22 protein-coding genes are annotated in these 25,487 nt (G+C 34.0%); 9 read left to right on the top strand and 13 right to left on the bottom strand.

The genetic code is table 11. The features are described 5' to 3' along the window. Positions 1 to 2 precede the first annotated feature (2 nt). A complete protein-coding gene (locus FA048_RS00520; protein ID WP_136838049.1) occupies positions 3 to 953 on the bottom strand; it encodes an outer membrane beta-barrel protein in 951 nt (316 codons plus the stop codon). Between the two features lie 182 nt (positions 954 to 1,135). Here FA048_RS00520 and FA048_RS00525 point away from each other — a divergent pair, with 182 nt between their 5' ends. From FA048_RS00525 to FA048_RS00535, 3 genes are all read left to right on the top strand, one after another. Then, positions 1,136 to 1,735, top strand: coding sequence for a TetR/AcrR family transcriptional regulator (locus FA048_RS00525; protein WP_136838050.1), 600 nt, complete (start codon positions 1,136 to 1,138; stop codon positions 1,733 to 1,735). A 27-nt stretch (positions 1,736 to 1,762) separates the two neighbouring features. Further along, positions 1,763 to 2,395, top strand: a complete 633-nt coding sequence (locus FA048_RS00530) for an NAD(P)H-dependent oxidoreductase (RefSeq protein ID WP_136838051.1) — start codon at positions 1,763 to 1,765, stop codon at positions 2,393 to 2,395. 160 nt (positions 2,396 to 2,555) lie between these two features. After that, the gene (locus FA048_RS00535; protein WP_136838052.1) at positions 2,556 to 5,282 is read left to right on the top strand and encodes a carboxypeptidase regulatory-like domain-containing protein; all 2,727 of its coding nucleotides are present in this window, start codon (positions 2,556 to 2,558) and stop codon (positions 5,280 to 5,282) included. Positions 5,283 to 5,339: 57 nt separating this feature from the next. On the opposite strand, the gene FA048_RS00540 is transcribed toward FA048_RS00535, so the two are convergent. From FA048_RS00540 to FA048_RS00555, 4 genes are read right to left on the bottom strand one after another with little or no spacing between them, the layout of a single operon-like run. Then, positions 5,340 to 5,708, bottom strand: a complete 369-nt coding sequence (locus FA048_RS00540; RefSeq protein WP_136838053.1) for a hypothetical protein — start codon at positions 5,706 to 5,708, stop codon at positions 5,340 to 5,342. 40 nt (positions 5,709 to 5,748) lie between these two features. After that, positions 5,749 to 8,199 carry an outer membrane beta-barrel family protein gene (locus FA048_RS00545; RefSeq protein WP_136838054.1) on the bottom strand — a complete coding sequence of 817 codons (2,451 nt, stop codon included), beginning with the start codon at positions 8,197 to 8,199 and terminating at the stop codon, positions 5,749 to 5,751. Positions 8,200 to 8,256: 57 nt separating this feature from the next. Next, complete coding sequence (locus FA048_RS00550; protein WP_136838055.1) at positions 8,257 to 9,861, bottom strand: PspC domain-containing protein; 1,605 nt, start codon at positions 9,859 to 9,861, stop codon at positions 8,257 to 8,259. A gap of 11 nt (positions 9,862 to 9,872) precedes the next feature. Then, the gene (locus FA048_RS00555) at positions 9,873 to 10,226 is read right to left on the bottom strand and encodes a PadR family transcriptional regulator (protein ID WP_136838056.1); all 354 of its coding nucleotides are present in this window, start codon (positions 10,224 to 10,226) and stop codon (positions 9,873 to 9,875) included. 217 nt (positions 10,227 to 10,443) lie between these two features. On the opposite strand from FA048_RS00555, the gene proB reads away from it, so the two are divergent. The 3 genes from proB (at position 10,444) to FA048_RS19655 (ending at position 13,183) form a co-directional block, all read left to right on the top strand. Further along, entirely contained in the window at positions 10,444 to 11,523 is a 1,080-nt protein-coding gene (proB, locus tag FA048_RS00560) for a glutamate 5-kinase (RefSeq protein ID WP_136838057.1), read from the top strand. 38 nt (positions 11,524 to 11,561) lie between these two features. Beyond that, complete coding sequence (locus FA048_RS00565) at positions 11,562 to 12,809, top strand: glutamate-5-semialdehyde dehydrogenase (RefSeq protein ID WP_136838058.1); 1,248 nt, start codon at positions 11,562 to 11,564, stop codon at positions 12,807 to 12,809. Positions 12,810 to 13,027: 218 nt separating this feature from the next. Next, the gene (locus FA048_RS19655) at positions 13,028 to 13,183 is read left to right on the top strand and encodes a hypothetical protein (protein ID WP_169306789.1); all 156 of its coding nucleotides are present in this window, start codon (positions 13,028 to 13,030) and stop codon (positions 13,181 to 13,183) included. A 25-nt stretch (positions 13,184 to 13,208) separates the two neighbouring features. Here the strand turns inward: FA048_RS19655 and FA048_RS00570 are convergent, their stop codons facing one another. Continuing rightward, positions 13,209 to 14,351: a putative sensor domain DACNV-containing protein gene (locus FA048_RS00570; RefSeq protein ID WP_136838059.1), complete on the bottom strand. Its 1,143-nt coding sequence runs from the start codon at positions 14,349 to 14,351 to the stop codon at positions 13,209 to 13,211. A 363-nt stretch (positions 14,352 to 14,714) separates the two neighbouring features. Here FA048_RS00570 and FA048_RS00575 point away from each other — a divergent pair, with 363 nt between their 5' ends. Together FA048_RS00575 and FA048_RS00580 are read left to right on the top strand one after the other, a co-directional pair. Beyond that, complete coding sequence (locus FA048_RS00575) at positions 14,715 to 15,431, top strand: pirin family protein (protein WP_136838060.1); 717 nt, start codon at positions 14,715 to 14,717, stop codon at positions 15,429 to 15,431. Between the two features lie 41 nt (positions 15,432 to 15,472). Next, a complete protein-coding gene (locus FA048_RS00580; protein WP_136838061.1) occupies positions 15,473 to 15,778 on the top strand; it encodes a hypothetical protein in 306 nt (101 codons plus the stop codon). Between the two features lie 63 nt (positions 15,779 to 15,841). On the opposite strand, the gene FA048_RS00585 is transcribed toward FA048_RS00580, so the two are convergent. The 4 genes from FA048_RS00585 to FA048_RS00600 all read right to left on the bottom strand — a co-directional run bounded on the left by FA048_RS00585 (position 15,842) and on the right by FA048_RS00600 (position 19,990). Continuing rightward, entirely contained in the window at positions 15,842 to 17,431 is a 1,590-nt protein-coding gene (locus FA048_RS00585; RefSeq protein WP_136838062.1) for a S8 family peptidase, read from the bottom strand. A gap of 50 nt (positions 17,432 to 17,481) precedes the next feature. Beyond that, entirely contained in the window at positions 17,482 to 18,072 is a 591-nt protein-coding gene (locus tag FA048_RS00590; protein WP_136838063.1) for a pentapeptide repeat-containing protein, read from the bottom strand. 260 nt (positions 18,073 to 18,332) lie between these two features. Beyond that, entirely contained in the window at positions 18,333 to 18,704 is a 372-nt protein-coding gene (locus tag FA048_RS00595; protein WP_136838064.1) for a response regulator transcription factor, read from the bottom strand. Positions 18,705 to 18,757: 53 nt separating this feature from the next. Next, complete coding sequence (locus tag FA048_RS00600) at positions 18,758 to 19,990, bottom strand: MFS transporter (RefSeq protein ID WP_136838065.1); 1,233 nt, start codon at positions 19,988 to 19,990, stop codon at positions 18,758 to 18,760. A gap of 108 nt (positions 19,991 to 20,098) precedes the next feature. Here FA048_RS00600 and FA048_RS00605 point away from each other — a divergent pair, with 108 nt between their 5' ends. Continuing rightward, positions 20,099 to 21,349 carry a DUF2130 domain-containing protein gene (locus FA048_RS00605; protein ID WP_169306790.1) on the top strand — a complete coding sequence of 417 codons (1,251 nt, stop codon included), beginning with the start codon at positions 20,099 to 20,101 and terminating at the stop codon, positions 21,347 to 21,349. A 217-nt stretch (positions 21,350 to 21,566) separates the two neighbouring features. On the opposite strand, the gene FA048_RS00610 is transcribed toward FA048_RS00605, so the two are convergent. From FA048_RS00610 to FA048_RS00620, 3 genes are all read right to left on the bottom strand, one after another. Further along, the gene (locus FA048_RS00610) at positions 21,567 to 22,049 is read right to left on the bottom strand and encodes a GNAT family N-acetyltransferase (RefSeq protein WP_136838066.1); all 483 of its coding nucleotides are present in this window, start codon (positions 22,047 to 22,049) and stop codon (positions 21,567 to 21,569) included. Positions 22,050 to 22,076: 27 nt separating this feature from the next. Continuing rightward, complete coding sequence (locus tag FA048_RS00615) at positions 22,077 to 24,446, bottom strand: phosphocholine-specific phospholipase C (protein WP_136838067.1); 2,370 nt, start codon at positions 24,444 to 24,446, stop codon at positions 22,077 to 22,079. A gap of 91 nt (positions 24,447 to 24,537) precedes the next feature. Beyond that, positions 24,538 to 25,404 (bottom strand): aldose 1-epimerase family protein, encoded by an 867-nt coding sequence (locus FA048_RS00620; protein ID WP_136838068.1) that lies wholly within the window; start codon positions 25,402 to 25,404, stop codon positions 24,538 to 24,540. Positions 25,405 to 25,487 lie beyond the last annotated feature (83 nt).

A 25,487-nucleotide genomic window follows, 5' to 3' on the forward strand; every position in this document is an offset into this window, starting at 1 on the left:
ATTTATATTCCTATTTTAAGGCCAACGTTTAAACCTAATCCACCAATATTGATGTATGATTTTAAATCATCACTAGGTTTATTCTGATCATATCCAGTTGTACCAGAAACATTAGAGCTCGGTGTTAAAGTTTTATGGTAATTGGTTTCTCTTACTCCAGTTGGCAAATCGTTTAAACCAACATTTACTTTAGCGCCATTGGCTAAAGTACCAGTACCGGCAAATGCTGTCACTTTCTTACTATCGCTATTTACAGACACATTTCTATATTCAATTTCACTAAAGAAACTGATGTTTTTACCAATTGGATAACTAAATCCTGCAGCGCCTAAAAACCCTACTGTTGGTTTGGGCTTAACTTCTTCTGTTCTTGTTAGTTCTATCGCTACAAAATTTGGATTAACGGACCTAGCAATAGCACCAGTTTGGTCATTAACAGCAGTATTAATAGCTAAATAACCATATACAGGTACAACTGCACCAATTTTTAAATAGGGTTTAAATTTCGCCTGGGTAGGTAAATTAAAAACTATAGCTGGCGTTAAATCTAGTGCTGTAACCTGACCAACAGCTTTTAGGCTTAGCACTTGTGTATTGCCAATATAACCGGTTTGTTTTGCCATGGTTTGCTCCTCACTTTTAAAATAGTATACACCCATTTCTAACGCTACTACATCATTAAACCTAAAGCCTCCTGTTAAACCTGCTCGCCACCCTTGTCCAAATGACCCTGTAATTGTTTCTTCAGAAATTCTGGTTTGGGCTCCCGTATTTGGATTAATAGAGAAAACATAATCTCGGGGTTGTATGGAACCAACATTCGGAAACTCGACCGGTGTAACCTTTAAAAAGTAACTTCCTGTAGGTTTTAAATAAAAACCTCTTCCTTCTTGGGCAAATGTACTGAGAGACGCTCCTGCTAAAAGTAATGCAGATAAAATAAGCTTTTTCATAATATAAGTTTTAGTGATAAAGCTAACATATATGTTATGCTAGCATAGTATTATTAACGTTAATAATTTTTAAATGTTTTAAGAATGTGCCCCTACTTATCATCCTTTAGTCATAAACAATTAAAGATTAGTTAATTTAATTTTATCGTACATACTTTTGCTAACAGTGTTAACTTATTTAAATGGCTGTTACCGAAAAAAGATTAAAACAGAAAGAGCAAGTACGAGATTCAATTCTCGAGGCTGCTAAAACCATCATTCTAAAAGAAGGCTGGCAGTCTGTTTCTATTCGTAAAATTGCCGATGCCATTAGTTACAGCTTACCTGTTGTTTACAATCATTTCGAAAGTAAGGATGCTATTTTAGAAGAGTTTGTTAAACAAGGTTTTGCCATGCTAAGTAAAGTGATGGATAGTACAAAAAGTAAATCATTAAATCCTGCAGCGCAATTAACCGCAATGGCCAGTGCCTATTTTCAATTTGCATTTGAACAAAGAGAATATTATCAAATGATGTTTGGTTTGGGAATGCCTAGTTGCGAAAGGGTAAATCAGATTGCTGAGATAGGAAACTTTAGTAAAATAGTGGTTGATTCTATTCATAAATTAAGTGGAACGCCTGATATTGACGAGCAAATCATATTAAAGTTTCACACATTTTGGTCTATCCTACATGGCTTAAGTTCTATAAACATGGTTAACATGACGGCCACACCAAATGAAATGCAACAAAGAGTTTTACAAGATGCGGTACAAGGTTTTATCAAAAACATCAATAACTAATTTTAAAATAATCATATAAAAAATACCATGAGTTTAATAGAAGCACTTAACTGGCGATATGCCACCAAAAAAATGAATGGCCAAGCCGTTCCGCAAGATAAAGTAGATCAAATTTTAGAAGCTGCTCGTTTAGCACCAACTTCTTCTGGTTTACAACCGTTTAGAGTAATTGTGGTTACTAACCCAGAGCTAAAACAAACGCTATTACCCCACTCTTATAATCAAGCACAAATTATAGATTCATCTCATCTTTTGGTTTTTGCAGCATGGGATAACTATACCGAAGACCGCATTAATGCTGTTTTTAGTCACACGCATAAAGAACGTGGTACTCCAGAAGCTTCAACTGCAGACTATCAAAAAATGTTAGTTGGCAATTATGTGCCAAGACCGGAAGACGTAAACTTTAACCATGCAGCTCGCCAGGCTTACATTGGTTTAGGAATGGCAATTGCACAGGCTGCTGTTTTAAAAGTAGATGCTACACCTATGGAAGGTTTCGACAATGCAAAATACGATGAGATTTTAAATCTTACTGAAAAAGGACTGAAAAGTGTAGCCATTTTACCTTTAGGCTTTCGCGATGAAAGTGGCGATTGGTTAGCGGGTCTTAAAAAAGTTCGCACACCAGCTTCAGATTTTATTATCGAGTATAAATAATTGATATTTAAGCTTAAAACGGGTGCTTTATTTATAAGGCATCCGTTTTTTTATGCCCATTTTTTGAATTGTAAAAAAATGTTAAAGATTAGTTACAATGCCTATGCATAAAGCAATAATCAATATATTAGCAAACATTCCATAAGCTTAATCCAACTTGATGAAATTGACGAGAATTCTTTTAACACTAATCACTTTTATATTTATACTTAGTTTAACTGCTGCTGCACAACAGTCAGACAGCGTTGCGCTAAACAATATCATCACTAAAACCAAAAGATTATCTGATGAGCAACCTGTAGAAAAAGTATATCTTCATTTTGATAAACCTTACTATGCTGTTGCCGATACCATGTGGTTTAAAGCGTATGTTACCATAGAGCAGAATTTGCCTTCTCCATTAAGTAAAATAGTTTATGTAGAAGTTTGGAATGCACAAGATTCTTTGGTCCAGACTGTAAAACTCCCACTTAAAAACAGTATTGCTTACGGAAATATTCCGTTAAACATGCAAAACTACAAACAAGGCAATTATTATGTAAGAGCTTACACATTGTGGATGTTAAACTTTAGTGATGCTTATTTCTTTACAAAACCTATCCTTTTAGGAGAAGCAATTGACAAACAATTAATTACCAACATCTCATTTAACAATGAGCAAAGTGATAAAGGAATTAAAACTACTGCTAAAATTCAATTTAAGGATTTGACCAAAAAAGCTTATGCAAATAAAACTGTGAATTGGAGAGTGCTTTCTAATTATGATGTTTATGCCAAAGGGAAGGGAACAACAGATCAGAATGGGATTTTAAATGTTGTTGTTACTAGTAAAAATGGCGAACCCATAACAAAAGGAGCAATTATAACAGACATCAGCATTGCTGAAAAAGAAAGTGCAAGTGCTACATTTGATTTAAAGCAAACCTCAAATGACATTGATCTTCAATTCTTTCCTGAAGGGGGAACATTGATAAGTGGCATACCCAACCAAGTTGGGTTTAAAGCAATTAAAGTTTCGGGCTTGGGTGCTGATGCCAAAGGAGTAATTACCGATGAGCAAAACAATGAACTTACTTCATTTACCTCTTCTCATGCTGGTATGGGTTCGTTTTTTATTACGCCCGAACTTGGAAAAAATTACAAAGCAAAAGTTACTTTTAAAGATGGCAATGTTAAATCTTTCGATTTCCCAAAAGCAACAGCAGCCGGAATAAGTTTGCAGATTACTAACGCTAATGCAGAGTTCATTAATCTTAAGGTTTTAGCAAATAACACTTTTTTTGAAGCTAACAAAAACAAGACCTTTTTTATAGTTGCCCAAACAACAAATGTTGTTTACTATGCTGCTAAGGCTAGTTTAAAAAATCAAATTATCATTACCAAAATCCCTAAAAAGAATTTCCCATCTGGAATAGTTCAAATTACCTTATTTAATACCAATAACGAACCTTTAAGTGAGAGATTAGCTTTTGTGCTACATCCAGACGCGATGAATTTGGCTATAAAGACTGATCTACCGACCTATAAACCTCGCCAAAAGGTGAAGATGACAATTGATGCTAAAAGTGCTGGATTGCCTGTTGCGGGAGATTTTTCTGTTTCAGTAATTGATGAACAAAAAGTACCTGTTGAAGAAAACACCGAGACTACCATATTAAGTTCACTATTACTTTCATCTGATTTAAAGGGATACATAGAAAAGCCTAATTACTATTTTACTAAAACTGATGATAAAAAATTAGCTGATTTAGATAAACTAATGCTTACGCAAGGATACCGCAGGTTCTCTTACAAAGAAATTTTAGAAGGGAAATATCCAGTGGTAACTTATTTACCAGAGCAGGGCATAAATATAACCGGAACTTTAAGAGATAGAACTGGAATGCCAATTAAAAAAGGTTCAATGCGATTGATGGTTACTGGTAGGCCAATTTCTGCAGAAACAATTACCAGTAATATGGGCTTATTTAATTTCCAGAATTTAAATTTCCCAGATTCATCTCAGGTGGTAGTTAGTGCAAAATACAATGCGAATGCAGCCAATTTAATGATCATGTTAGATGGAACTCCTGCCCCTCTTGGTGCAAAGAACATCAATATAGCAGAAGAAGTTGCTAATATAGATACTGTACTTTCTGCTTACTTAAACAATAGCCAAAAACAATATCGTTATTTACGTACGTTAAAAACGGTAGAAATTAAAGGTGCAGCAATTAAAAAACCTAGTCATTCAGACCATAGTGCATTATCGGGTTTAAATGCAACACCAGATCATTTATTAAGTGCAGAAAGGTTTAGTGCAGGTTGTAATTCTCTGTTGGATTGTTTAAAAACAATGGCAACGGGAATGACCTTTGATGTTGAAAATTTCTACGTTTCTAGAGATTATAATCAAGGTGGTAGAACTCCTGTACAAGTTTTCATAAATGGCAATCCGGTTGATGCAAGAGACATTAACAATGTTAGTGTAGCAGATTTAGAATCTGTAGAAGTATTTTTAAAAGACGATTTAGGAACAGTAGACAGGGCTTATCAAACTAAGGGTGTATTGGTTATCAATACTAAAAAAGCACCTGTTGGCAAAAAAATAAGCAAACAAGAGTTAATGGATATGATCCCAAAAACCAATATTATTACGTTTAAACCAATGGGATATAGTAAAGAACGTGAGTTTTACTCTCCTAAATACTTGCCTAATGCACCAATAACCAGTACTGATTTACGCACAACCATTTATTGGAATCCTAAAGTAGTTACAGATGAAAAAGGAAACATCAGTTTTGATTTTTTCAATGCAGATGGAAGAGGTTCATACAGAGCAGTTGTTGAAGGATTAGACAAAAATGGCAACGTTGGTAGAGCTGTTTATCGTTATACGGTTAAATAGAAAAAAAACAAACAAGGCTTACTTGAGTTACATTCCCACTGGTTTTCATTGAGCACTTTATTTAAGCGCTTCTTTAATCCCTTGGCATAGTTTAACCATTTTATCGTATGAGGTTGCTGAATTGTCTCTTTTGGTAAAGTTAATTTTTATGAAACCAGGCTCAGCTGTTATATGGAATTTGGTACTGTCTGTTAAAGTAACATCTTCGTCTTTCATGCCTTCTACATTGCTAAAAAAATCATCCTGCTCCAAACTTCCCTCAATGTAGGTAACCACTTCGTTGGTTTTGTGCTTAGGATATTCTGCCTTAAAAGTATAGCTGTTTTCTGTATTTTTAACACTAATAGATTGATTACTGGCTCCAATTTCGCAACCAAATGTTAGTCCTAAAGCTAGCATTGCAATTATAAAATAGATTTTTTTCATTTTTTTGTTTTCTAATTGAATATTTTTTGTCTTACTCATTTTAATTACTACCTGCTCTACCCTTAATATCATCAGTAGCGGTATTTCTATTTCTCGCAGATTTAACATTCTGGTTTCCAAAATTATAATTAACTGTAAAGGCTGCTCTTCTACTCATATATCGATTAACCACATTTAAATTTACATTTTGATATTGTAATTTTCCTTCCCAATGGTTGGTCAAGAAAATATCATCCATACTTAACCTTATTTTCAGTTTTTTATTCATCAAGCTTTTCTGAATTCCTGCATTTACTGCATATTGAGTAATTGTAGTCTCTTCAACCCCGTTTAACCTAGGGGAATTTAACCAAAAGCCAAGTTCTACCGAAAAATTTTGCGGTAAATTAATTGAATGATTACTGTTAAAATTGTAGGCCACTTTACTGGCTTGGTATTTTGCTCCTTCTAAATTACCATCATTAAATTTGGATAAAAATGCACTCACATTATTTTGCATTCTCCAAAACTTAGCCACCTTAACAGGGAAATATAAATTAGCCGAAAAAGTTTGCGCTCTTCCTAAATTTTTGCGAATTACATTAATAATTCTTGTAACCTCATTCTGTTGGCTAATTTGAGTAATCATATCTCTAGTATCAGCGTAATTAAATGATAATGAAGCTTCTTTATAACTATAACCCACTTCGAAATTATATGTAAATTGAGGTTTTAGGTATGGATTACCTTCATCTAATGCATAAGGATCCATATAAAATACAAATGGATTTAATTGCTGGTAATTTGGTCTATCTACCCTTCTACTAAATGAATAATTAAAACGACTATTTTCATTAAGGGTTTGACTTACAAATACTGTAGGAAACAATGAAAGGTAATTTCTATCAACCACTTTATTGCTAGTTACAGAGTTACCGTTTGAATGTGTGTATTCTGCCCTTAATCCTAACTGGACCTGCCATTTTTTCCATTCTTTTGCATAGCTTGTATAAGCTGCATTTATGTTTTCTTTGTAAATGAAATTGTTAGACTTACCGGCATCATTTTGCCAAGCTCCAGCCAAAAATTGTTCAGAGATGAGCTCATTATGGGTAACTACATAACTACTTTTTAAGCCAGCCTCTAATTTCACTGTTTTATTTATTGCCCAAGTAAAATCAGTTTTAGCTGCCAACACATCAATTTGAGCATCGGTAGCATTTCGCAAAGCTGTTGTTTGAGTTAAATTACCAGCATTGTTAAGGTATTGTGCATTAAAATCATCATTCTTTTCATTACTAAAGCCAGAATAGTCAACATCAAAAGTTAGGTTAGTCCCTTCTTTATTAAAGTCGTGCTTGATGTTAAAATTAGCGGTAACGTTACCAACAGGGGAATCTGATAAAGCTAACTGATTAACCGCATTATTCGTTTCTACATTGTTTTGCATTTCCCTAATATGAGTTTGACTAACATTATCTAAAGCTGAATTTATCTTATTCGCATCTACCATTACACCAATAACAGTTTTATCAGATACATAATAATCTGCACCCAGCTTACCCATATAAGCAACTCCTTTTGTATGTCTCTCAAAATTCTGATTGAAGGAACTTGCCAAATTAGTAGTTAATGTATTTCGCAATACATTGATATTATTAAAACCAACTTTTCTGTTAAAAGCTGTTGTACCATAAACATTCCACTTATTAATTCTATTATTAAGTGTTAAACTCAAACCAACACGGTACATATCTTTAGGGAAATTAGGCATAACCGCTTGCCCAGTATTTAATGATAGGTTTCCATTTGTGCCAAAAGCTTTATTGCGTTTCAATTTAATATTAATAATTCCAGCAGCGCCAGCGGCATCATATTTTGAAGATGGATTGGTAATTAATTCTATCGTAGAAATTTGATCGCTACTCATGTTGCTCAATAAAGTGGTTACATCAGCTCCCGATAAAAAATTCGTTTTACCATCTATCATTACGGTAATACCCGATTTATTATTCAATTTAATCTGATCGTTTTGTCTATCAACTGTAACACCTGGCGCTTTCTCTAAAAGCTCTAAAGCACTATTGCCCGATGAGTTGATGCTATTTTCTACATTCAAAACAGTTTTATCAACCTTTCGTTCTATATATGGTTTTATCCCAGTGATGGAAACTTCCTTTAAATTTTTGGTTAAACCCTCCATTTTAATAGACGGCACTATTAAATCATCTAGTAAGGTAAACTTTGGGGTTTTATAATTTTTGTACCCAACCATATTAATAACAAGTATATAATCTCCCGTTTTTACTTGCTCAAATGAAAACTCACCATCTAAATTTGCCTGCATGTTTTTAACCATATTACTATCTGGCAAACTAAGTAGCTTAACAAGTGCATAAGGTACTGCCTCAGTTTTTTCATCTACTATTTTACCGGCAATTTTGGCGGTTTTTTGGGCAAAAGAAGTCCCCCATGCCAAAAGGCATGTAATTAAAAGTATACTATTTTTCATGATTTCTTTCTTAAGGCTTATTGATGAGCCGGGCTAAAGCTCATCAATAAGCTAATTTTAAGGATTAGTCTCTGTTGGTTGATTTAATTCTGCTTTACATTTTAAGCCATCTTCTGTCATGATCCATTCTCTATAACTCCCTCTCTCGTTATGGTCATCATTACAAGAATAGTAGTAGAATTGTAGGTAATTGTAAATGTTATCATTTAAAAATAAATGCGTCCCTACTGGCACTTTTAATGAAATATGCACTTCTTGATTTCTCCAAACGCTTTCTCTTTTCAGTCGTAACCTCGGACTCAAGGTTAACAATGAATCTTTTTGAGTGTATTTATAATCTATATTTTGAGCATTACGCAATGCGATTGGGAAAGTTTTACCTTGCGATTCGTAAGTCTGTACCATTGAGGTTTTTCCATTCTCACTTTTCTCAATTTCAATCCTTACATTTCTTGGCACTCTAAAAGGATGGTCATCATCATCGTTAACAATTACGCGGCTACCAAAATCAAGTTCTTTTATGTTATAAGCCAAGCTATCTTCTCTGCTAAATTCCATTCCTTTATCTACGTCTATAACATAAGTTGGATATGTTTTTAACTCATTAGATTGCACCAATTCTGCGTGTTCTTGAAATTCAGATGATATTTTAGTGGCATAATATACCGTTGATGAAACACCTAACAACCAAATAATTAACAATGCAAATGAAACCGTTTTGTTAATTGCTTTTTTGTTAAAAGCAACTCTTATAGCAAACAACACCAATGCTAAAACCGGAATAAATATGGTGATAAATGCTCCGAATAAAATTTCTGTTCTAAAGCCCTCATTGATAATAGAAAAAGGGAATCGATACATATCTGCATCCCAAAAACCAATAAACCCTGCTAAACAAATAATCAAAGAAAGTAATGTTATAAAACCACAAACAATTAAAACGCCAGCAATAAATTTCATTATTGCCTTTGCCGAAACCGTTATAAACGTGCCAACAACTCTAATTAATTCAGTTATAAAGTTTCCAGAATTCTTCATCAGCGGTTGAAAGTGTTCATTCGCTGCTTTCATTTTTTCATTAAACGCTGCCAGTTCCTCTTCAAAACTTTTCTTGTAACCATAAAGATTTGTAGCCTCACCTTTCATTGCCATTTTTTCAGACCTGGTAATCGCCCTTGGCATAACAACCCATAAAATGATGTAAGCCAAAATACCTGCGCCACTTAAAAGGATAGATAAAAAAGCAATTAGCCTAACCCAACGCGTTTCGATGTTTAAATAATAGCCCAAACCTGCACAAACTCCTGCAATTACACCTTCGTCTGTATCACGATACAATTTTTTCTCGCCTTCATAAGCAGTTGAATAAGTTGCTTTTGGAGCTTCCTCTTCATCTTCGTTCATGAAATCTTGAACACGACCCATTTGTGCAATTACACTTTGTACATCAGTAATTTCGATTACTTGCTTTTGTCCTGCCGCTAAAATTTCAGCAAACATTTCGGCAATTCGATTTTCTATATCTGTTACAATTTCAAAATCATCAGCATTTTTTGTAAAATGATGTTTAATCTCGTTAAGGTAAGCGGTTAATATTTCGTAAGCATCTTCTTCAATGTGAATAATTGAGTTGCCTATATTTATAATTATTGTCTTCTTCATGTTTTCTGAAATTAGTTTTGGGAGTCTGATTGTTTTGGTACACCATTTTGCGAAGTGGTAATGGCGTAAGCCAATTCTTGCCAAGTGTGATCTAATTGCTTTAAAATTTGTTTGCCATCTTCAGTAAGCACATAATATTTACGTGGCGGGCCAGAAGTAGATTCAACCCAATTGTAACTTAACAATCCATTATTTTTTAAGCGGGTTAGTAAAGGATATAAAGTTCCTTCTACTACCAGGAGTTTTGCTTGTTTTAATTCGGCGATAATATCTGAGGCATAAATTTCTCCTCTAGATATGATTAAAAGCACACAATATTCGAGTATGCCTTTTCGCATTTGTGTTTGCGTATTTTCTGCTATCATAAAACAAAGATATATGTTTCATATAGTATTATGCAATACATAGTACTATAATTATTTTATAATTTCACGTAAAATACTGATTATAAGCTAAATAATTTTTATAAAAATTTACAATAAAAAATATTTAGGTAGTAAAATCCATTTTTTGAAGACATTTTTAGCTGAAAATAATCTATAAACTCTATAGAATTAGTACATTAGAGTTTTAATTATAAGCATGAGTTTACCGTATAAAAAAATAGTTGTTAAAGTAGGTTCTAATGTAATTACACAAGCTAATGGATTGCCTGATGAAGAACGAATTAAACATTTGGTTCATCAGCTAGCAGCTATTAAGGCAGAAGGCATTGAGGTTATTTTGGTTTCTTCAGGTGCTGTTGCATCTGGCAGAAGTTTAATTCAAGTTACCGAAAAGCAAGATGCAGTAACTACAAGACAATTATTAGCAGCTATTGGGCAGGTAAAATTAATTAACACTTATGCTAATTTCTTTGCTGAGCATGCTATAAAATGTGCACAGGTTTTAGTTACCAAAGAAGATTTTAGAGACAGGGCACATTATTTAAACATGAAAAACTGTTTGCAAATTTTGCTTCAGCATGATGTTATTCCGGTTGTAAATGAAAATGATGTAGTTTCTGTTACCGAATTGATGTTTACAGATAATGATGAGCTGGCTGGTTTAATTGCTTCGATGTTAAATGTAGATGCTTTAATTATTTTATCAAATGTTAATGGTATTTACAATGGCGACCCGAAAGTTTCTGGTTCTGAAGTAATACAAGAAATTAAGGGATCTGTTACTAATTTGGCATCTTTTATCAGTACAGGCAAATCTCAGTTTGGCAGAGGCGGGATGGTTACAAAATCTACCATGGCACAAAAAGTTGCAAAACTTGGTATCACTGTACACATTGCTAATGGAACAACAAATGATGTGTTAACCACTTTATTGGATAATAAATTAATCCATACGCGATTTATTCCAGAGAAAAATAAATCTGGCAAGAAAAAATGGATTGCTCACTCAGAAGCAACAGCGAAAGGAATTGTTCAATTAAACAATGGTGCAAAGGAAGTCCTTACATCTGGTAAGGCAACTAGCTTATTGCCTGTTGGCATAATCGACATTAAATCTGATTTTTTAAAAGGTGATATCATTAAAATTGTAGACGAGGAAAATAACTTAATTGGGTTGGGCATTGCAGAATATGGGTCTGATAAAGCCAGAGAAAGAATTGGACAGAAGAAACAGAAGGCATTAGTGCATTACGATTATTTTTACTCAGCAATTTGAGTTAGGTAAATGAACAAGGAAGGATAGGAACTAAACAAATGGATTACACATTATATTTTAAAAAAGCACAACAGGCGAGCAGAATCTTAACAAGTTTAGCTAAGGAAACAATTGATGCGGTATTAACAGATTTAGCAATTGCATTGGTTAACAATACAAATGAACTTTTATCGGAAAACGCAAGAGATTTAGCAAAAATGCCGATTGATGACCCGAAGTATGACAGGCTAAAACTTACTAAAGAGCGTATTCAGGATATTGCAAATGATGTGGTTAATGTATCAAAATTAGATAGTCCACTTGGGTATGTACTTTCTGATAAAACGCTTGATAATAAACTTCAGATCAAAAAAATCAGAGTGCCCTTAGGTGTTGTGGGTGTAATTTACGAAGCTAGGCCAAATGTAACTGTTGATGTATTTTCTTTATGTTTTAAAACTGGAAACGTAGCTGTTTTAAAAGGAGGGAGTGATGCTGAGTTTTCTAATTTGGCAATCGCAAAAATTATTCATCAGGTATTAGAAAAGTATGAGATTAGTGGTGATGTTTTGACTTTATTACCAGCAGAGCGCACAGCAACTGAAGCTTTACTAAATGCAATAGGTTTTGTAGATGTGTTAATTCCAAGGGGAAGCCAATCCTTAATTAATTATGTTAGAGCAAATAGCAAAATTCCTGTTATAGAAACTGGTGCTGGCATTGTTCATACCTATTTTGATGAAAGTGGAAATATAGAGAAGGGAAAAGCGATTATTTTAAATGCAAAAACCAGAAGGGTTAGTGTTTGCAATGCATTGGATTGTGTCTTAATTCATCAACATAGGTTAAATGATGTTGCTTCACTTTTATCCCCCCTAGCAGAAAAAGATGTTGAACTTTTTGCAGATGATAAAAGTTATGAAATTTTAAAAAATACTTATCCTAGTGCCCTACTACACAAAGCTTTACCAGAACATTTTGGTACAGAATTTTTAGCCTTAAAACTAGCAGTTAAAATAGTTCAAGATTTAGATGAGGCATTAGATCATATTGCAGCTTATAGTTCTAAACACAGTGAAGCCATCATTTCTGAAGATGCTATAAGCATTACAAAATTTTTAAATCAGGTAGATGCTGCGGCTGTTTATGCGAATGCTTCTACCGCTTTTACTGACGGTGCTCAATTTGGTTTGGGTGCAGAAATTGGCATTAGCACTCAAAAGCTACATGCCCGTGGCCCCATGGGTTTAGAAGAATTAACCAGCTACAAATGGGTTGTTCAGGGTGATGGTCAAGTAAGGGGTTAGTATCTTAATAGCGAAATAATATTCCGAAAAAGAGTAAAGTACTGAATTTCAGACAAATGAAATGCTATTGAATAAAAAATAGTACAACCAACTTTAAAAGCCCTTATCAGAAACTGCGATTCTAAAAAGAAAAATAAAAGTTATCAACATTTTAACAACCTAATAATCATTGGCTTTAGTTTTGTATAGGAATTTATATCTACCAAGAATATCTTCCTATGATTATCAAATTACATACTCCATTTACTTATGCTAGGCATAAAGAGGAGAAAATTACTAAGCCACTAACCTTACAAGAAAAAGTAAAGGCTGACCGCATTTTTATGGCAATTTTATTAATGCTAACAATTATTGGTGCAGTAGTTTTTGTCTAAACTTACTTGTCTATTTATAATTTTACTACAATAACAAGGTATCAATTCGATATGCTTGTACCATGTTTAAAGTTGGCGACCAGCTAAAAACGGTAAAATGCCCATCTTGTGAAGCTACCAATGCTTGTGCATTTCTTTGGTCAAATATAAATTGGGCTGCAGATAAATGTCTTGTCCCCCCTATTTTAGCCGGATGAACAACAACAGCATCTCCACCAGCAATTGGTTCTGCATAAGAAATTTCTTGTATGTGGCCACTACTATTTGCCCTTCCAGTTTTAGCACCAAATGCTAATAATTCGTAGCGATCTGTAACAATGGTAGCTCCGTCTATTGCAGTTAAACCTGCTAAATGATCAACCTCTCTTTTTAAAGCACTTTGCCAAAATATTTCACTAGAATCTGGTTTGTCCTTTCTCACTAAATCTGCCAAACCTTTAAAAACTGGTTGTAAAGCATAACTTATAGGATGAATAATAGATTGTTTCCATTCTTCTGTATCACTTGGAACAACCAGCACAGCACCCCCTCTTCCATGCGCTCTCATAGAAACTGCTAGCTGAATTAAAATATTTGCCTCATCATTCCAGTAAGAATGTGCCGTTAAATCTAACAATGAAAGTAAAATAGCAGGGCAATCTGCACTTGATGCACTCTTCTCTTCTACAATTTTTATCTGATCTCCTTTTAAAACTGCAACATTAGTATATTTCCCAAAACCATATATACGACGGTGTTTGATGACCAATAACCCTGGTTCAGAAACATCCACTACAAAACAATAATTGGGGATATTTAAAGTGGTTCCCCAAATGTGTAAATTATACCCATCGTGCCAAACTCCGATATGAATACCTCCACGCTCCACCCCAGGTGCCAATTTTGTTAAAACGTTAGGGTTTAAAGGTAAAGTATGGTTAAAAATTAAGGGTTTACCAGCTTGCTCTGGGGGTAAAAAAGCGATAGAAATTTTAGGCGAGTGCCCTTCTTCCTTTCTTAAGCTAGACCAAAAAGCAGAATCTAAAATAGCTTCAATTACTCTTGCCGGAGGTTGAGGTGCCAAATCGATTTCGCCTTTGGCATTGGCATCTGCTAAATGTTTAGCAAAATGCGCTTCTATTTTTGATGCAACAATTTTAGCTGCCTGATAAGTTGCTCTATTTACCATTTTACTAAGTTAGGTGTTTTAACTATTCAAAAAAGTTGGAATAAAGTAAAATGTACAGCCAAATAAAAAATTGTTGGAGTAATGATTCTTAAATTTAATAAGGACTAGAATTTGAATGGTTTTGAAATACTGACTTTAACTTTAAACCCGATTGACAGCGATAGCTCTTGAAGCTGAAAGCGAAAAGACTAAAGCAAAAAGCGGGGCTATTCTTCCCAAAAACCACTTCCTCTTATTTTCTAAGCTAAAACCCTCGGACTTTCGGTCTTATTGACTTTTCTGACTTCAAAAACACTTCTTATCCTACATCAATGAATTGGGTTTTGGCCAAGCCTATCTTTGTATCAATAAATAACAAAATTTATGGCACAAACAGTATTGCATAAAGCCAACACTCGAGGAGTGGCAGATCATGGCTGGTTAAAAAGTTATCAAAGTTTCAGTTTTGCTGGATATTACAATCCAGAGAGAGTTAATTTTGGAGCTTTAAGAGTTTTAAATGATGACATTGTAACTGGAGGAATGGGCTTTGGAGAGCATCCACATGATAACATGGAAATTATTTCTATTCCATTAGAAGGTAATTTACAACATAAAGATAGCATGGGAAATACAGCAACCATTAAGGCAGGAGAAATTCAAGTGATGAGTGCTGGAACAGGAATTTACCATTCAGAATATAATGCCGATGCTGAAAATCCGGCTAAGTTTTTACAGATCTGGTTATTTCCAAACAAAAGAAATGTAACTCCGCGTTATGATCAGATTTTATTAAATGATGCAGATAAACGCAACGAATTTGTTCAGATTTTATCCCCTAATGCTGACGATGCAGGTGTTTGGATTTACCAAGATGCTTGGTTTAATTTAGGAAAGTTTAATGCTGATGTTACTAAAACATACAACTTAAACAAAAAAGGTGACGGTGTTTATGTTTTTGTTTTAAAAGGGCAAGTTGAAGTGAATGGCCAATTATTAGATACCAGAGATGGTTTTGGAATTTGGGACACCGATAATTTTGATGTAAAAGCAATTACCGATGCTGAGTTTTTATTAATGGAAGTTCCGATGGAATTTTGATTGGTTTATTATCATTAGTGATTTAACAACTTATAATAAGGATGGAGAAATTAGAAATATTAATTGTAGGCACAAACAAACCAATAATGGAAACAATAGCCAGGTTAATAGATAGAGATGAAAAATGGTTAGCTACCATTGCCATTTCTTTACTTGACGCAAAAGCAATTTGTTTACAAAGGGGTTTTGGGTTAATATTAATTGGTGCTGGCATTGAAAATGATGAAGTAGAGCAATTAAGAAATTACCTAACTGAAAACGCCTTGAAAATTCCAATTGTTAAGCACTATGGTGGCGGTAGCGGGTTACTATTTGCAGAAATTTATCAAGGACTTGAAGCCTTTTAATATTTTAACCACATAGATATATAGAATTTGAATACTATATGCCTATGTGGTTATTTAAATTACTTATTTATATGTAGCTGCTAATTTTAAAGCATTGTAGGCATTTACTATACCACCAGTAACACATAGGTCAGAAAAAGGAATACTAACTGTATCAGCCCCTTTCATTGTATTTATATTGTGGTTAATTTTTACAACCGACTTTAAGATAATCTCTTTTACCTGTACTGCAGTTAATTTTGGATAATATGAACGAATTAAAGCAGCTAAACCAGTTACAACAGGGGCAGCCATACTTGTTCCGTCTTCTTCTGCATATTTATTATTATCAGGAATTGTAGAATTGATACGAACACCAGGTGCAAAAACATCTACTGAAGTTTTACCATAATTAGAAAATGGAGCTTTTAAAGTTTCGTCATCTTTATAATCTGATGCACCAACTACAATATATGAGCTGGCAACACTTCCATCTAAATATTTTCTAGAAGGGAAATTGGGTTCTACATCAATGTTATTGTTATCGTTTCCTGCTGCTTGTATTAACAATACATCTTTACTTACCGCATACTTTACTGCTTCATCAACTACTGCCTTGTCCCAAGAATATGATTTACCAAAGCTCATGTTTAATACTTTAGCACCATTGTCTGCAGCATAACGAATTGCATTTGCAACATCTTTATCTCTCTCATCTCCATTCGGCGTGTTACGCACACCAATAATGAATACATTATCAGCTACCCCTTTTATCCCAATGTTATTGGTACGATCTGCACCTATAATACCAGAAACATGTGAACCATGTAAAGCATCTGGACCTTTAATGTCATTATTTCCGTAAAAACGTTCCTTACTATTGTTAGCATCATCACCAACAATGTCTCTTGGATTGTAATCTATATTAAGATTGTATTTTACTTGTTCGTCTGCTTGTTTAAAACCAGCTAAAATTTGGTCTTCATAAAATGATTTATAATCCATGTCTTTTAAAATATCTAACATGGTTGCTCTCATTCGTTCTTCCTGCTGCCCTTGTGGCTTAAAGTTCTCGAAATCTGCTATTGTAGGGTTTGGCTTGCCAATTTTTTTAACTACTTGTTCTAATACATATTTAAAACCTGCAACACCTTGTAAATCGCTTTTAGCAGTACCTAACCTTTTTTCTAATTCGGTTCTATTATTTACAAAAGTCTCATACGCTGCTTTGTCCTTTTGTGGAACATTTGCTGCAGTAATACCTGCAAACCGAGCGTTATCTCTACGAACTAAACGTGTAATTTCTAAAGTTTCGAATTCTATTGATTTTCCATCTTTTCCTCCTAAGAAGTTCCAACCATGTACATCATCAATATATCCATTCTTGTCATCGTCAACACCGTTACCAGCAGTTTCTTTACGGTTACTCCAAACAATTCTTTTTAAATCTTCGTGATTTAAATCTACGCCTCCATCTAAAACTGCAACTAAAACAGGAGTAGATTTTTTACCTTTTAATAATTCTTTATATGCTTTTTCGGTACTAATGCCAAATGTAGAATCAGTTTTTAAGTCGAGATTTTGCCAGTTGGCTTTGCGTTGTGCATTTCCTAAAACGGGCATTGCAGCTACTAAGGCTACAATAAATAGATTTTTAAAAATATTTTTATTCATGTTAAATTTTAGTGTTATTCTTAGCTATTGAAAACGGTTTATAAATGGTTTTATTCTGTGTCTGCTATAATTATGCCATAATTTTCAAGCAAGCCTGCTAAACCACTTGAAGAAAATTTAGCTTTTCGAATTAAGTTTTTTTCAGGGTCTATTGTAAAATTATAGGAAGAGACAAAATTAACACTGCTTAATGTGCTACGCATAAAAACTGCTGTACTTAAATCGCATTTCTCAAAAACAGTTGAGGTTAAATCAGCTTCAGTAAAATCTGTGCCTTTAAGCGAACAATTCATGAACTTCGATTTTCGGTTTTTCTTTTTCATAAATGTAGCATAATCTAAAATGCAATTCGTGAAATCAACATTGAAAAGAAAATCCTTAGTATGTGAAAAATCAACCCCAATCATTTTGCAATTGATAAATAATACTTTATCAAAGCCAATGTGACCAAACTTTACCATGCTTAAGTTGCAATTATCAAAAGTACATTTTACAAAGTCGCAACCAAAGAAATCAGTTTCGGTAAAATCACAATTTTTAAAGGTACAATCATCAAATTGTGTATCTCTTGCTCCTGAAGGCAAAGCCGATGTTTTTTCAAAAACTTGATTAACATAATATAAACTCTCTTCTGCTGGCATGGTTGCAAATTACTAAAAAGAAGAAAATTTAAGAGAGGTATGTTGAAGTTGTTTGTATCTTTTTTAATGCTGATTAAATAAGAATACCCACTGTAGCTCACAGCAAGAGTAAGCTTACTGGTAAGAGTTTGAGTAAGGAGTTGAATAATGGGCCAAATAAACGAATATACCGGCCATCGCGAATGAGATTCAGAATTTGCTGCAAAAAAAACCTACTATAAAGCCATCACATTCATGCTTTATAGTAAGTTCTATTAAAATTATGCTACTTTTTTATCGAGCAATTTTTTAATCCTATTTTCAATGTCATCCAAATCAAAAGGCTTACTAATGTAGTCATCTGGCGTAGCCATTTCACTCATTTGTTTGCTTCTAATGTTTGCAGACATTACAATAACAGGAATATGTTTAGTGAAAATATCATTCTTTAAATCATGACAGATTTCAATCCCGTTGCCATCTGGTAGCATCACATCCAAAATGAAAAGATCAGGAATTGAATCCTTTAATTTTTCTTTCATTTCTTTAAATGTTGAGGAAAGCTGTAAATCATATCCCTCGTCTTTCAATAAAAATTCGATGATGTAACCTATGTCTCTATCATCTTCTAAAATGTGTATGCGTTTTTTCATATCTCTAATAAACAAATCAAGAATAATTTTGTTTGTTTGACTAAAACTTTTTTTTACTCGGAGGCAAGATTTTCTTTTGTTGGTTTATCTTCATTATAATTTAATGCACTGTAGCCATAAGCACAGAACAAGAGTAATACCACACTAGAAACCCAAAGCATATTATAGCCTAACTTTTCTGCCAAATAAAACCCAGCTGCGGGTGTAATTTGCGCAATAGACCAAGCGATTGAAAAACCAGCCGCATATTGCCCACGATTAAATTCATTACTTCGCTTAATAACAAATGTATTGATGAAAGGCATCGAAAACATTTCTCCGAAGGTGAAGCCAATTACACTCAACAACGCTAAAACAATGGGCAGAGATTTTGGAATCATTAAAAATGCGAATGAAACACTAACTATCAAAACACCTGTTACAATGTAAAACTTGGGCGATCTTTTATTTTCTATTTTGCTAATAAGGATCATTTCTAAGAGAGCGATGATAGCTCCATTTACACCTAAAATCAATCCAATCATAGCTTCATCAATATGCCATTCTTGTTTAAAAAATACTGGTACAACTCTAAACATTAAGAAAAAACAGGTGGCAAAAACGGTTGTCAACAAAACAAATTTGATGAACAAAGTATCTTGCCAAGGTTTACGAACAAATATATTTTTAGCCTTTTCTATGGCAGCTTTTCTGAAACCTTTTACTGCTGGCAAAAGCAAAAAAATTGCAATACCAACAAGAATACTTACAACACCATCTACAATAAATAAAAGTTGGTAATTAATTGATGCGATTAGTCCACCCATAGTTATGCCAAACGAAAAACCAATGTTTGTTGCTAAGCGGTTTAATGAATACGACCTTGTTTCCTTACCGGGAGAAGAATATGCTGCAATTGCTGTAAAATTTGCTGGTCTAAAAGCATCATAAAAAAAGCTAATTAACACAGACATTACACAAAGCAAAGTAAAATTGCTGATTTGCGAAAACACAAGAAAAAGTATGCCCCCAATAACAGAAGAAAAAATTTGAACAGGTCTAAAGCCGAACATATCGGTAAGCTTTCCACCGGCTGCTGCACCAAGAATGGCTCCAATACCAAATAGGGAAATTATTATGCCAGCATCCGATTCTGGCCTATGGAGAGCTTGAGTAACATACAGGCCCATAAATGGTACCGCCATGTAACCGCAGCGATTAAGTAAGATTACGCAACTTAACAACCAGGTTTCTCTACTTAAACCTGTAAATGAAATTTTGTAAGCATTAAGAATTTGTCGGAGCATTTTGGTTTGGCTTGGCATTCAAAAATAGACAATTGGCTGTAAAATCCTATCCATAATTTCTGTATTTTTGAGTTCGCCCAAAATTCGGGAAACAATAAAGCACATCACATGTCAACAGAAATTAAATGCCCTAATTGCAACCATACTTTCCCTATTGAAGAAGTAATGGCAGAAGAATATAAACAGGATTTACGTGAGAAGATGGTTTCTTTTACCAAGCAAAAAGAGGAAGAATTTCAGAAAAAGGCTGAGGCTTTTGAGCAACAAAAGAAGCAACAAGAATTAGCTTTTGAGCAAAAACTAGCTCAGGAAAAAGCTGCTTTACAAACTACCATGGCAGAAAATTTACGCAAAACCATTAGCGCAGATTTTGAAAACAAGCTAAAAATGTCTGAAGATGCCAATAAGGAAAATGAAGAGAAATTAAAGTTGGCTCGTGTTAAAGAAATTGAATTTTTAAAGAAAGAGCAAGAAATAAAAACCCGTGAAGCTGAATTAGAATTAAGCATTTCGCGTAAGCTACAAGAGCAGCGGGAAGAGTTGGTTGCTCAGGTTCGCAAGCAAGAATTAGATAAAAATAATTTAAAAGAAACTGAACACCAGCTCAGGGTAAAGGAATTAGAAAAACAATTAGACGACCAAAAGAAATTAGCGGAAGAAATGAAGCGTAAAGCTGAGCAAGGTTCTATGCAATTGCAAGGTGAAGTACAAGAATTAATTTTGGAAGAATTGTTGCGTAACACTTTTCCCTTTGATATTATTGAAGAAGTTGGCAAGGGGGTTCGTGGTGCAGACTGTGTCCATAATGTTCGCAATCAATTTGGACAAGAATGCGGAAAAATTATTTATGAAAGCAAACGCACCAAAGATTTTTCGATGGAATGGATTGAGAAACTGAAAAAAGATATGCGTAGCATGGGTGTTGATGTTGCTGTTATTGTAACGCAATGTTATCCAAAAGGAATGGATTGTTTTGGAGAAAAAGATGGCGTTTGGATTTGCTCTTTTGATGAAGTTAAGGCTGTTTCTTATATCTTGCGTGATGGAATTGTTAAATTATTTGGCGCCGCTAAATCACAAGAAAACAAAGGTGATAAAATGCATATGCTTTATGATTATTTAAATGGAAATGAATTCTCTGAGCAATGGAAAGCAATCCGTGAAGGTTTTATGAGTATGAAATTATCTATACAACGCGAACGTGATGCGATGGAAAGATTATGGAAAAGCCGTGAAAAACAATTGGAAAAAGTATTGTTAAATGCTGCCCATATACGAGGTTCTATTGAGGGTATTTCGGGTAATGATAATATTCAATTGAGCTTAAATGATGAAGATGATGATTTGTTGTTGGAATAATGATTAACTAAAAATTGTCATTCCGACTTTGGAGGAATCTATATGCTCTAATTCAGTAACTAGATTTCATGACAAAAAACTCAAGCCTTATTCTCTTCAACCTTTCATGGTAAACTTTTAACCACCAAAGAAACCGAAGTATACCCTAAGATTTCTAGATCATACAGCACTATAGCTTTGGTTTTCTAGGTGTCTTTGGTGGTAATAAATTCAAAAATTATAACTTCTTCACCATCCAAATATCACAACCAAAATGTCCAGAGTTACCTAAAGGTGAGCATTGATTTTCAAAACCTAATTTCTCATACAAACTTACTGCTTGATTTAACTCAGGCATGGATTCCAAATAGATATTTTGATACCCTAATTCTCTAGCTTTTTCGAGACACTTATTTATTAAATCCTTCCCAAAACCTTTTCCTCTAGCAGCCGGGTAAAGATAGAGTTTAACCAACTCACAAGTATCCTCAGGCAAACCTAAAGTCGGGTAAATCCCACCTCCACCAATAATTTTACCCTCTTCTTCTATCACCCAATAAGCAGATTTAGGGTCTTTAAACAAAGTTGACAAATGATTTGTGCTTTCATCAAAATAAGCTGTACCTGGCTTATTGGCTTTAAATTCTGCCAAAACAGTTTTAATCAGTTGACCAATTTCGGCATCATCTTTTTCTTGAATAGATCTTATTGTAGATTGCATTTATAAAATAATTCCTTTACTTCTTATTTAAAGAACCCCTCCCATATAGGGGTCGGTTATCGACTCTTCTCCAGTTTCTACATGCCCTGCATAATGTTTAAAAAAGTTAGACTTCCCTTTTACTTGTATCTTAAAATCATACCATCCTTTACTTTTTTGCAAGTTTAAGGTTACTGTTTTTTTACTGTTTGCAGGTATTGTTATTGTTTTAGTATTCACTTTATACACATCATCTATAATCTGGATTTGCAAAGTTTCCATTTCTAAACTTTCTAACAAAAGCTGAATGTTTCCGGTTGTCTTTTTAATTACTCCACTCTGTTCATAAGTACAATCCAAACTTAAAAGAGGATCTTTTTTGTCGCCTTTAAATTGTCGAAAAAAGCCATTTGGGCCATTAACAATAAGATTATAAATTCCATTTTCAAAATCTGCAATTTTCCAACTATCACGTAGCCATTCGCCTTTAGCAACAGCATACGCCCAAGTTTTGCCAGCTTCTTTTTGATATACACTTGGCGTATAAACATTAAATGGTGCCCCACTATTTTCTATTTTCTGACCGAAAGGTGTTTTAAGCGCTGTAAAATCTAATTCTATATTATCAACATTTATAAGCGAATCTACCAACAATTGATAAGGAATAGCGCAAGCAGGTCTTGTTCCCTTTTCTTGCAATGCTGCAAATTCTGAAGCTTCTTTTTCAAATGAATGCTTAGTGTTAATCTTATCAATTTCTACTTGAGTTAATGGACTAGGTGTTACTTGTGCGGGTTTACTTTTAGCATTTTGGATTTCTGTAATTACACTATTTTTTTTCAGCCTTGCTGGAATGGTTAATTGCTCTCCATTGTATGGTCTAAATATGGATGTTAAATCACCACAGATTGCTCTTCTCCAAGGGCTAATATTTTCACTCTTAATCATTTTCCCAGTTTTATGACTTAAAAATTTCTCCAAAAACATCAATGAAGAAGTGTGGTCAAAAATTTCAGAATTTACAAATCCTCCTTTACTCCAAGGTGAAGCAACCATCATAGGTACGCGATAACCTAAACCAATTGGGCTATCTTTTTTGTACTCATAATCAGCATAAGCGGCTAAACCATCACTGGTTTTTCCGGTAGAAATATCATCTGGCTTAGGGGCTACAAATGGCGGTAAATGATCGAAATATCCATCATTTTCATCGTAGGTTAATATAAAAATGGTCTTTTTCCAAACTTCTGGATTTTTAGTTAAGATATCAATCGCTTCAGAAACATACCAAGTACCATAAAGAGGTGAACTTGTATGGTCTGAAAAACGCTGAGGCGCAACCAACCAAGAAACAGTTGGTAAATTACCTGTATCTACATCTTTTCTAAACTGTTCAAAAATATCTTCTTTGGGAATATTAAGTGTTTCTTGTTTACCTTCTTCATTTGTAAAAGTAAATGGTGCTAATTCTAAATAAGCTGCATTCTGGATATTTGTAGCAAATGCTTTATCAATTAAGTTCTTTTCTCTTTGTGAGAGTTGATTGTATTTCTCCAACACTTCCTCTGCGGTTAGCGCAGGATGGCTTGTTTGATCTCCATTTTTACGGAAGTATGCAGAGAGTTTAACATGGTGTCTTGTTACATACTCTAGCGGATTGTCCCCATAATTTCCCAACCAATCATCTACTTCTCCTTCCGGTAAATTAGCTGTCCATATTTCATTTTGGTAAACTCTCCAAGAAACCCCATTGTCTTCCAACAATTCTGGAAAAGTTTGCCAATCTACATACACATTATCACGAGATTCTGCTTGAGAATTATTTACCGCAGCAACACAATTTGCATTTTGCTGAGGTCGAATAGTACCTGTCCAGAAGTATAACCTATTTGGAGTTGTTCCTGTTAAGGATGAACAAAAATTATGGTCGCAAATTGTAAAAGCATCTGCCATTGCATAATAAAATGGAATATCTTCTCGTTGATAATATCCTAAAGCCATTAGAGATTTTACAGGGACCCATTTATCATATTTTCCTTTATTTCTTGCTGCAACTTGGTCACTCCATGAATGTGGTAATCCTCCTTGCCAAGTAATTTTTGTTTTATTAATATCAACATGAAAAGGTGCATAAGTTTTACCTTTTTCATCGCTCTGTAACCAAACCTTATTTTGATTTGGTAATATTTTAGCCCTAGGATCATTAAACCCTCTAACGCCTTTCATTTTACCAAACATGTGGTCGAAAGAGCGATTTTCTTGCATTAGAAAAACAACGTGCTCTGCATCATAAAAAGTGCTTCCAGGTGCTGCATTAATAGCCATTGCCTTTTGTATAGACATCGGAATTACATTAGCGGCACCTAGCACACTAGATAATAGCGCTGCTTTCTTCAGGAAATCTCTTCTAGAATCCATCGAGTATGTTTAAATTTAGAAGGCTAATATAGCTTAGAAAAATTAACTTGAGGTATGATATAAGTTATTATTTAATGTTATAAACTCGTTTTTAAAAGCATGTTACTTGCCAAGTTCTTTCCCAAGTTCCATTAGAAGCCAAAACATTAATACCTTCTTTTTCTAAGAGATTTTGGTTATGATGAGTGCCATCTGCAATACCACACCAAGGCTCTAAGCAAACGAAATCTGCATCTTTCGCTGCCCAAATTCCGTAGTAAGGGAAATCTTTAAAATTAAAATCTAGCCCATTGTAGTTCTTATCATTTAGTAAAGAAATACTATCGCTCTTTAAGTTTTTGAAAACCAAAGCATCTTCATAAAACATTTCATGTTTAAGGTAAAGTTTGCCTTTATCTAATTTAATAGAAGAGGTTTTTTCAGAAATAAGATTGTCTAAAATATGGTGATAAGTTATTTCTTCATCCTTATTAAATTGCAAGTAATAGTCTGTATAATCTCCTTGCTTATTTAAAGGTGCTGCAAACGCAGGATGCCCCCCAACTGAAAACAATAAATCTTTTTCTGCTGGGTTATAAACTTCATAAGTACAGCACAAGCTTGATCCATGAATCTTATATCTTAAATTTAGCCTAAACTCAAAAGGATAAACTTTTAATGTTTCTTCATTATGAGTTAAGGTAAAAAGGATTTCATGCTCGTTAATTTCTTCAAAATTAAACTCCATATCCCTAGCAAAACCATGTCTTGGAAGTTTATATGATTTACCTTCAAAAATATAAGTTTCGTCTTTTAAGGCACCAATAATTGGAAACAAAACAGGGCTAAACTTTCCCCAAAATTGTGCATCGCCGCTCCAAAGAAACTCAGTTTCACTATGGGTTCCTTTTATACTTTGCAATTCAGCGCCTTTAGCTGAGAATGATGCTACAATATGTTCATTTGTTATCGAAATCATGATGGTTTAAAAATAGAGAATAGAAAACCGATAGCATAGAAAATTAACAATTAATAACATTTTTTGTAATCCAGTCCTTACTA

This window comes from Pedobacter polaris, from assembly GCF_005116505.1.
Taxonomy (GTDB): domain Bacteria; phylum Bacteroidota; class Bacteroidia; order Sphingobacteriales; family Sphingobacteriaceae; genus Pedobacter; species Pedobacter polaris.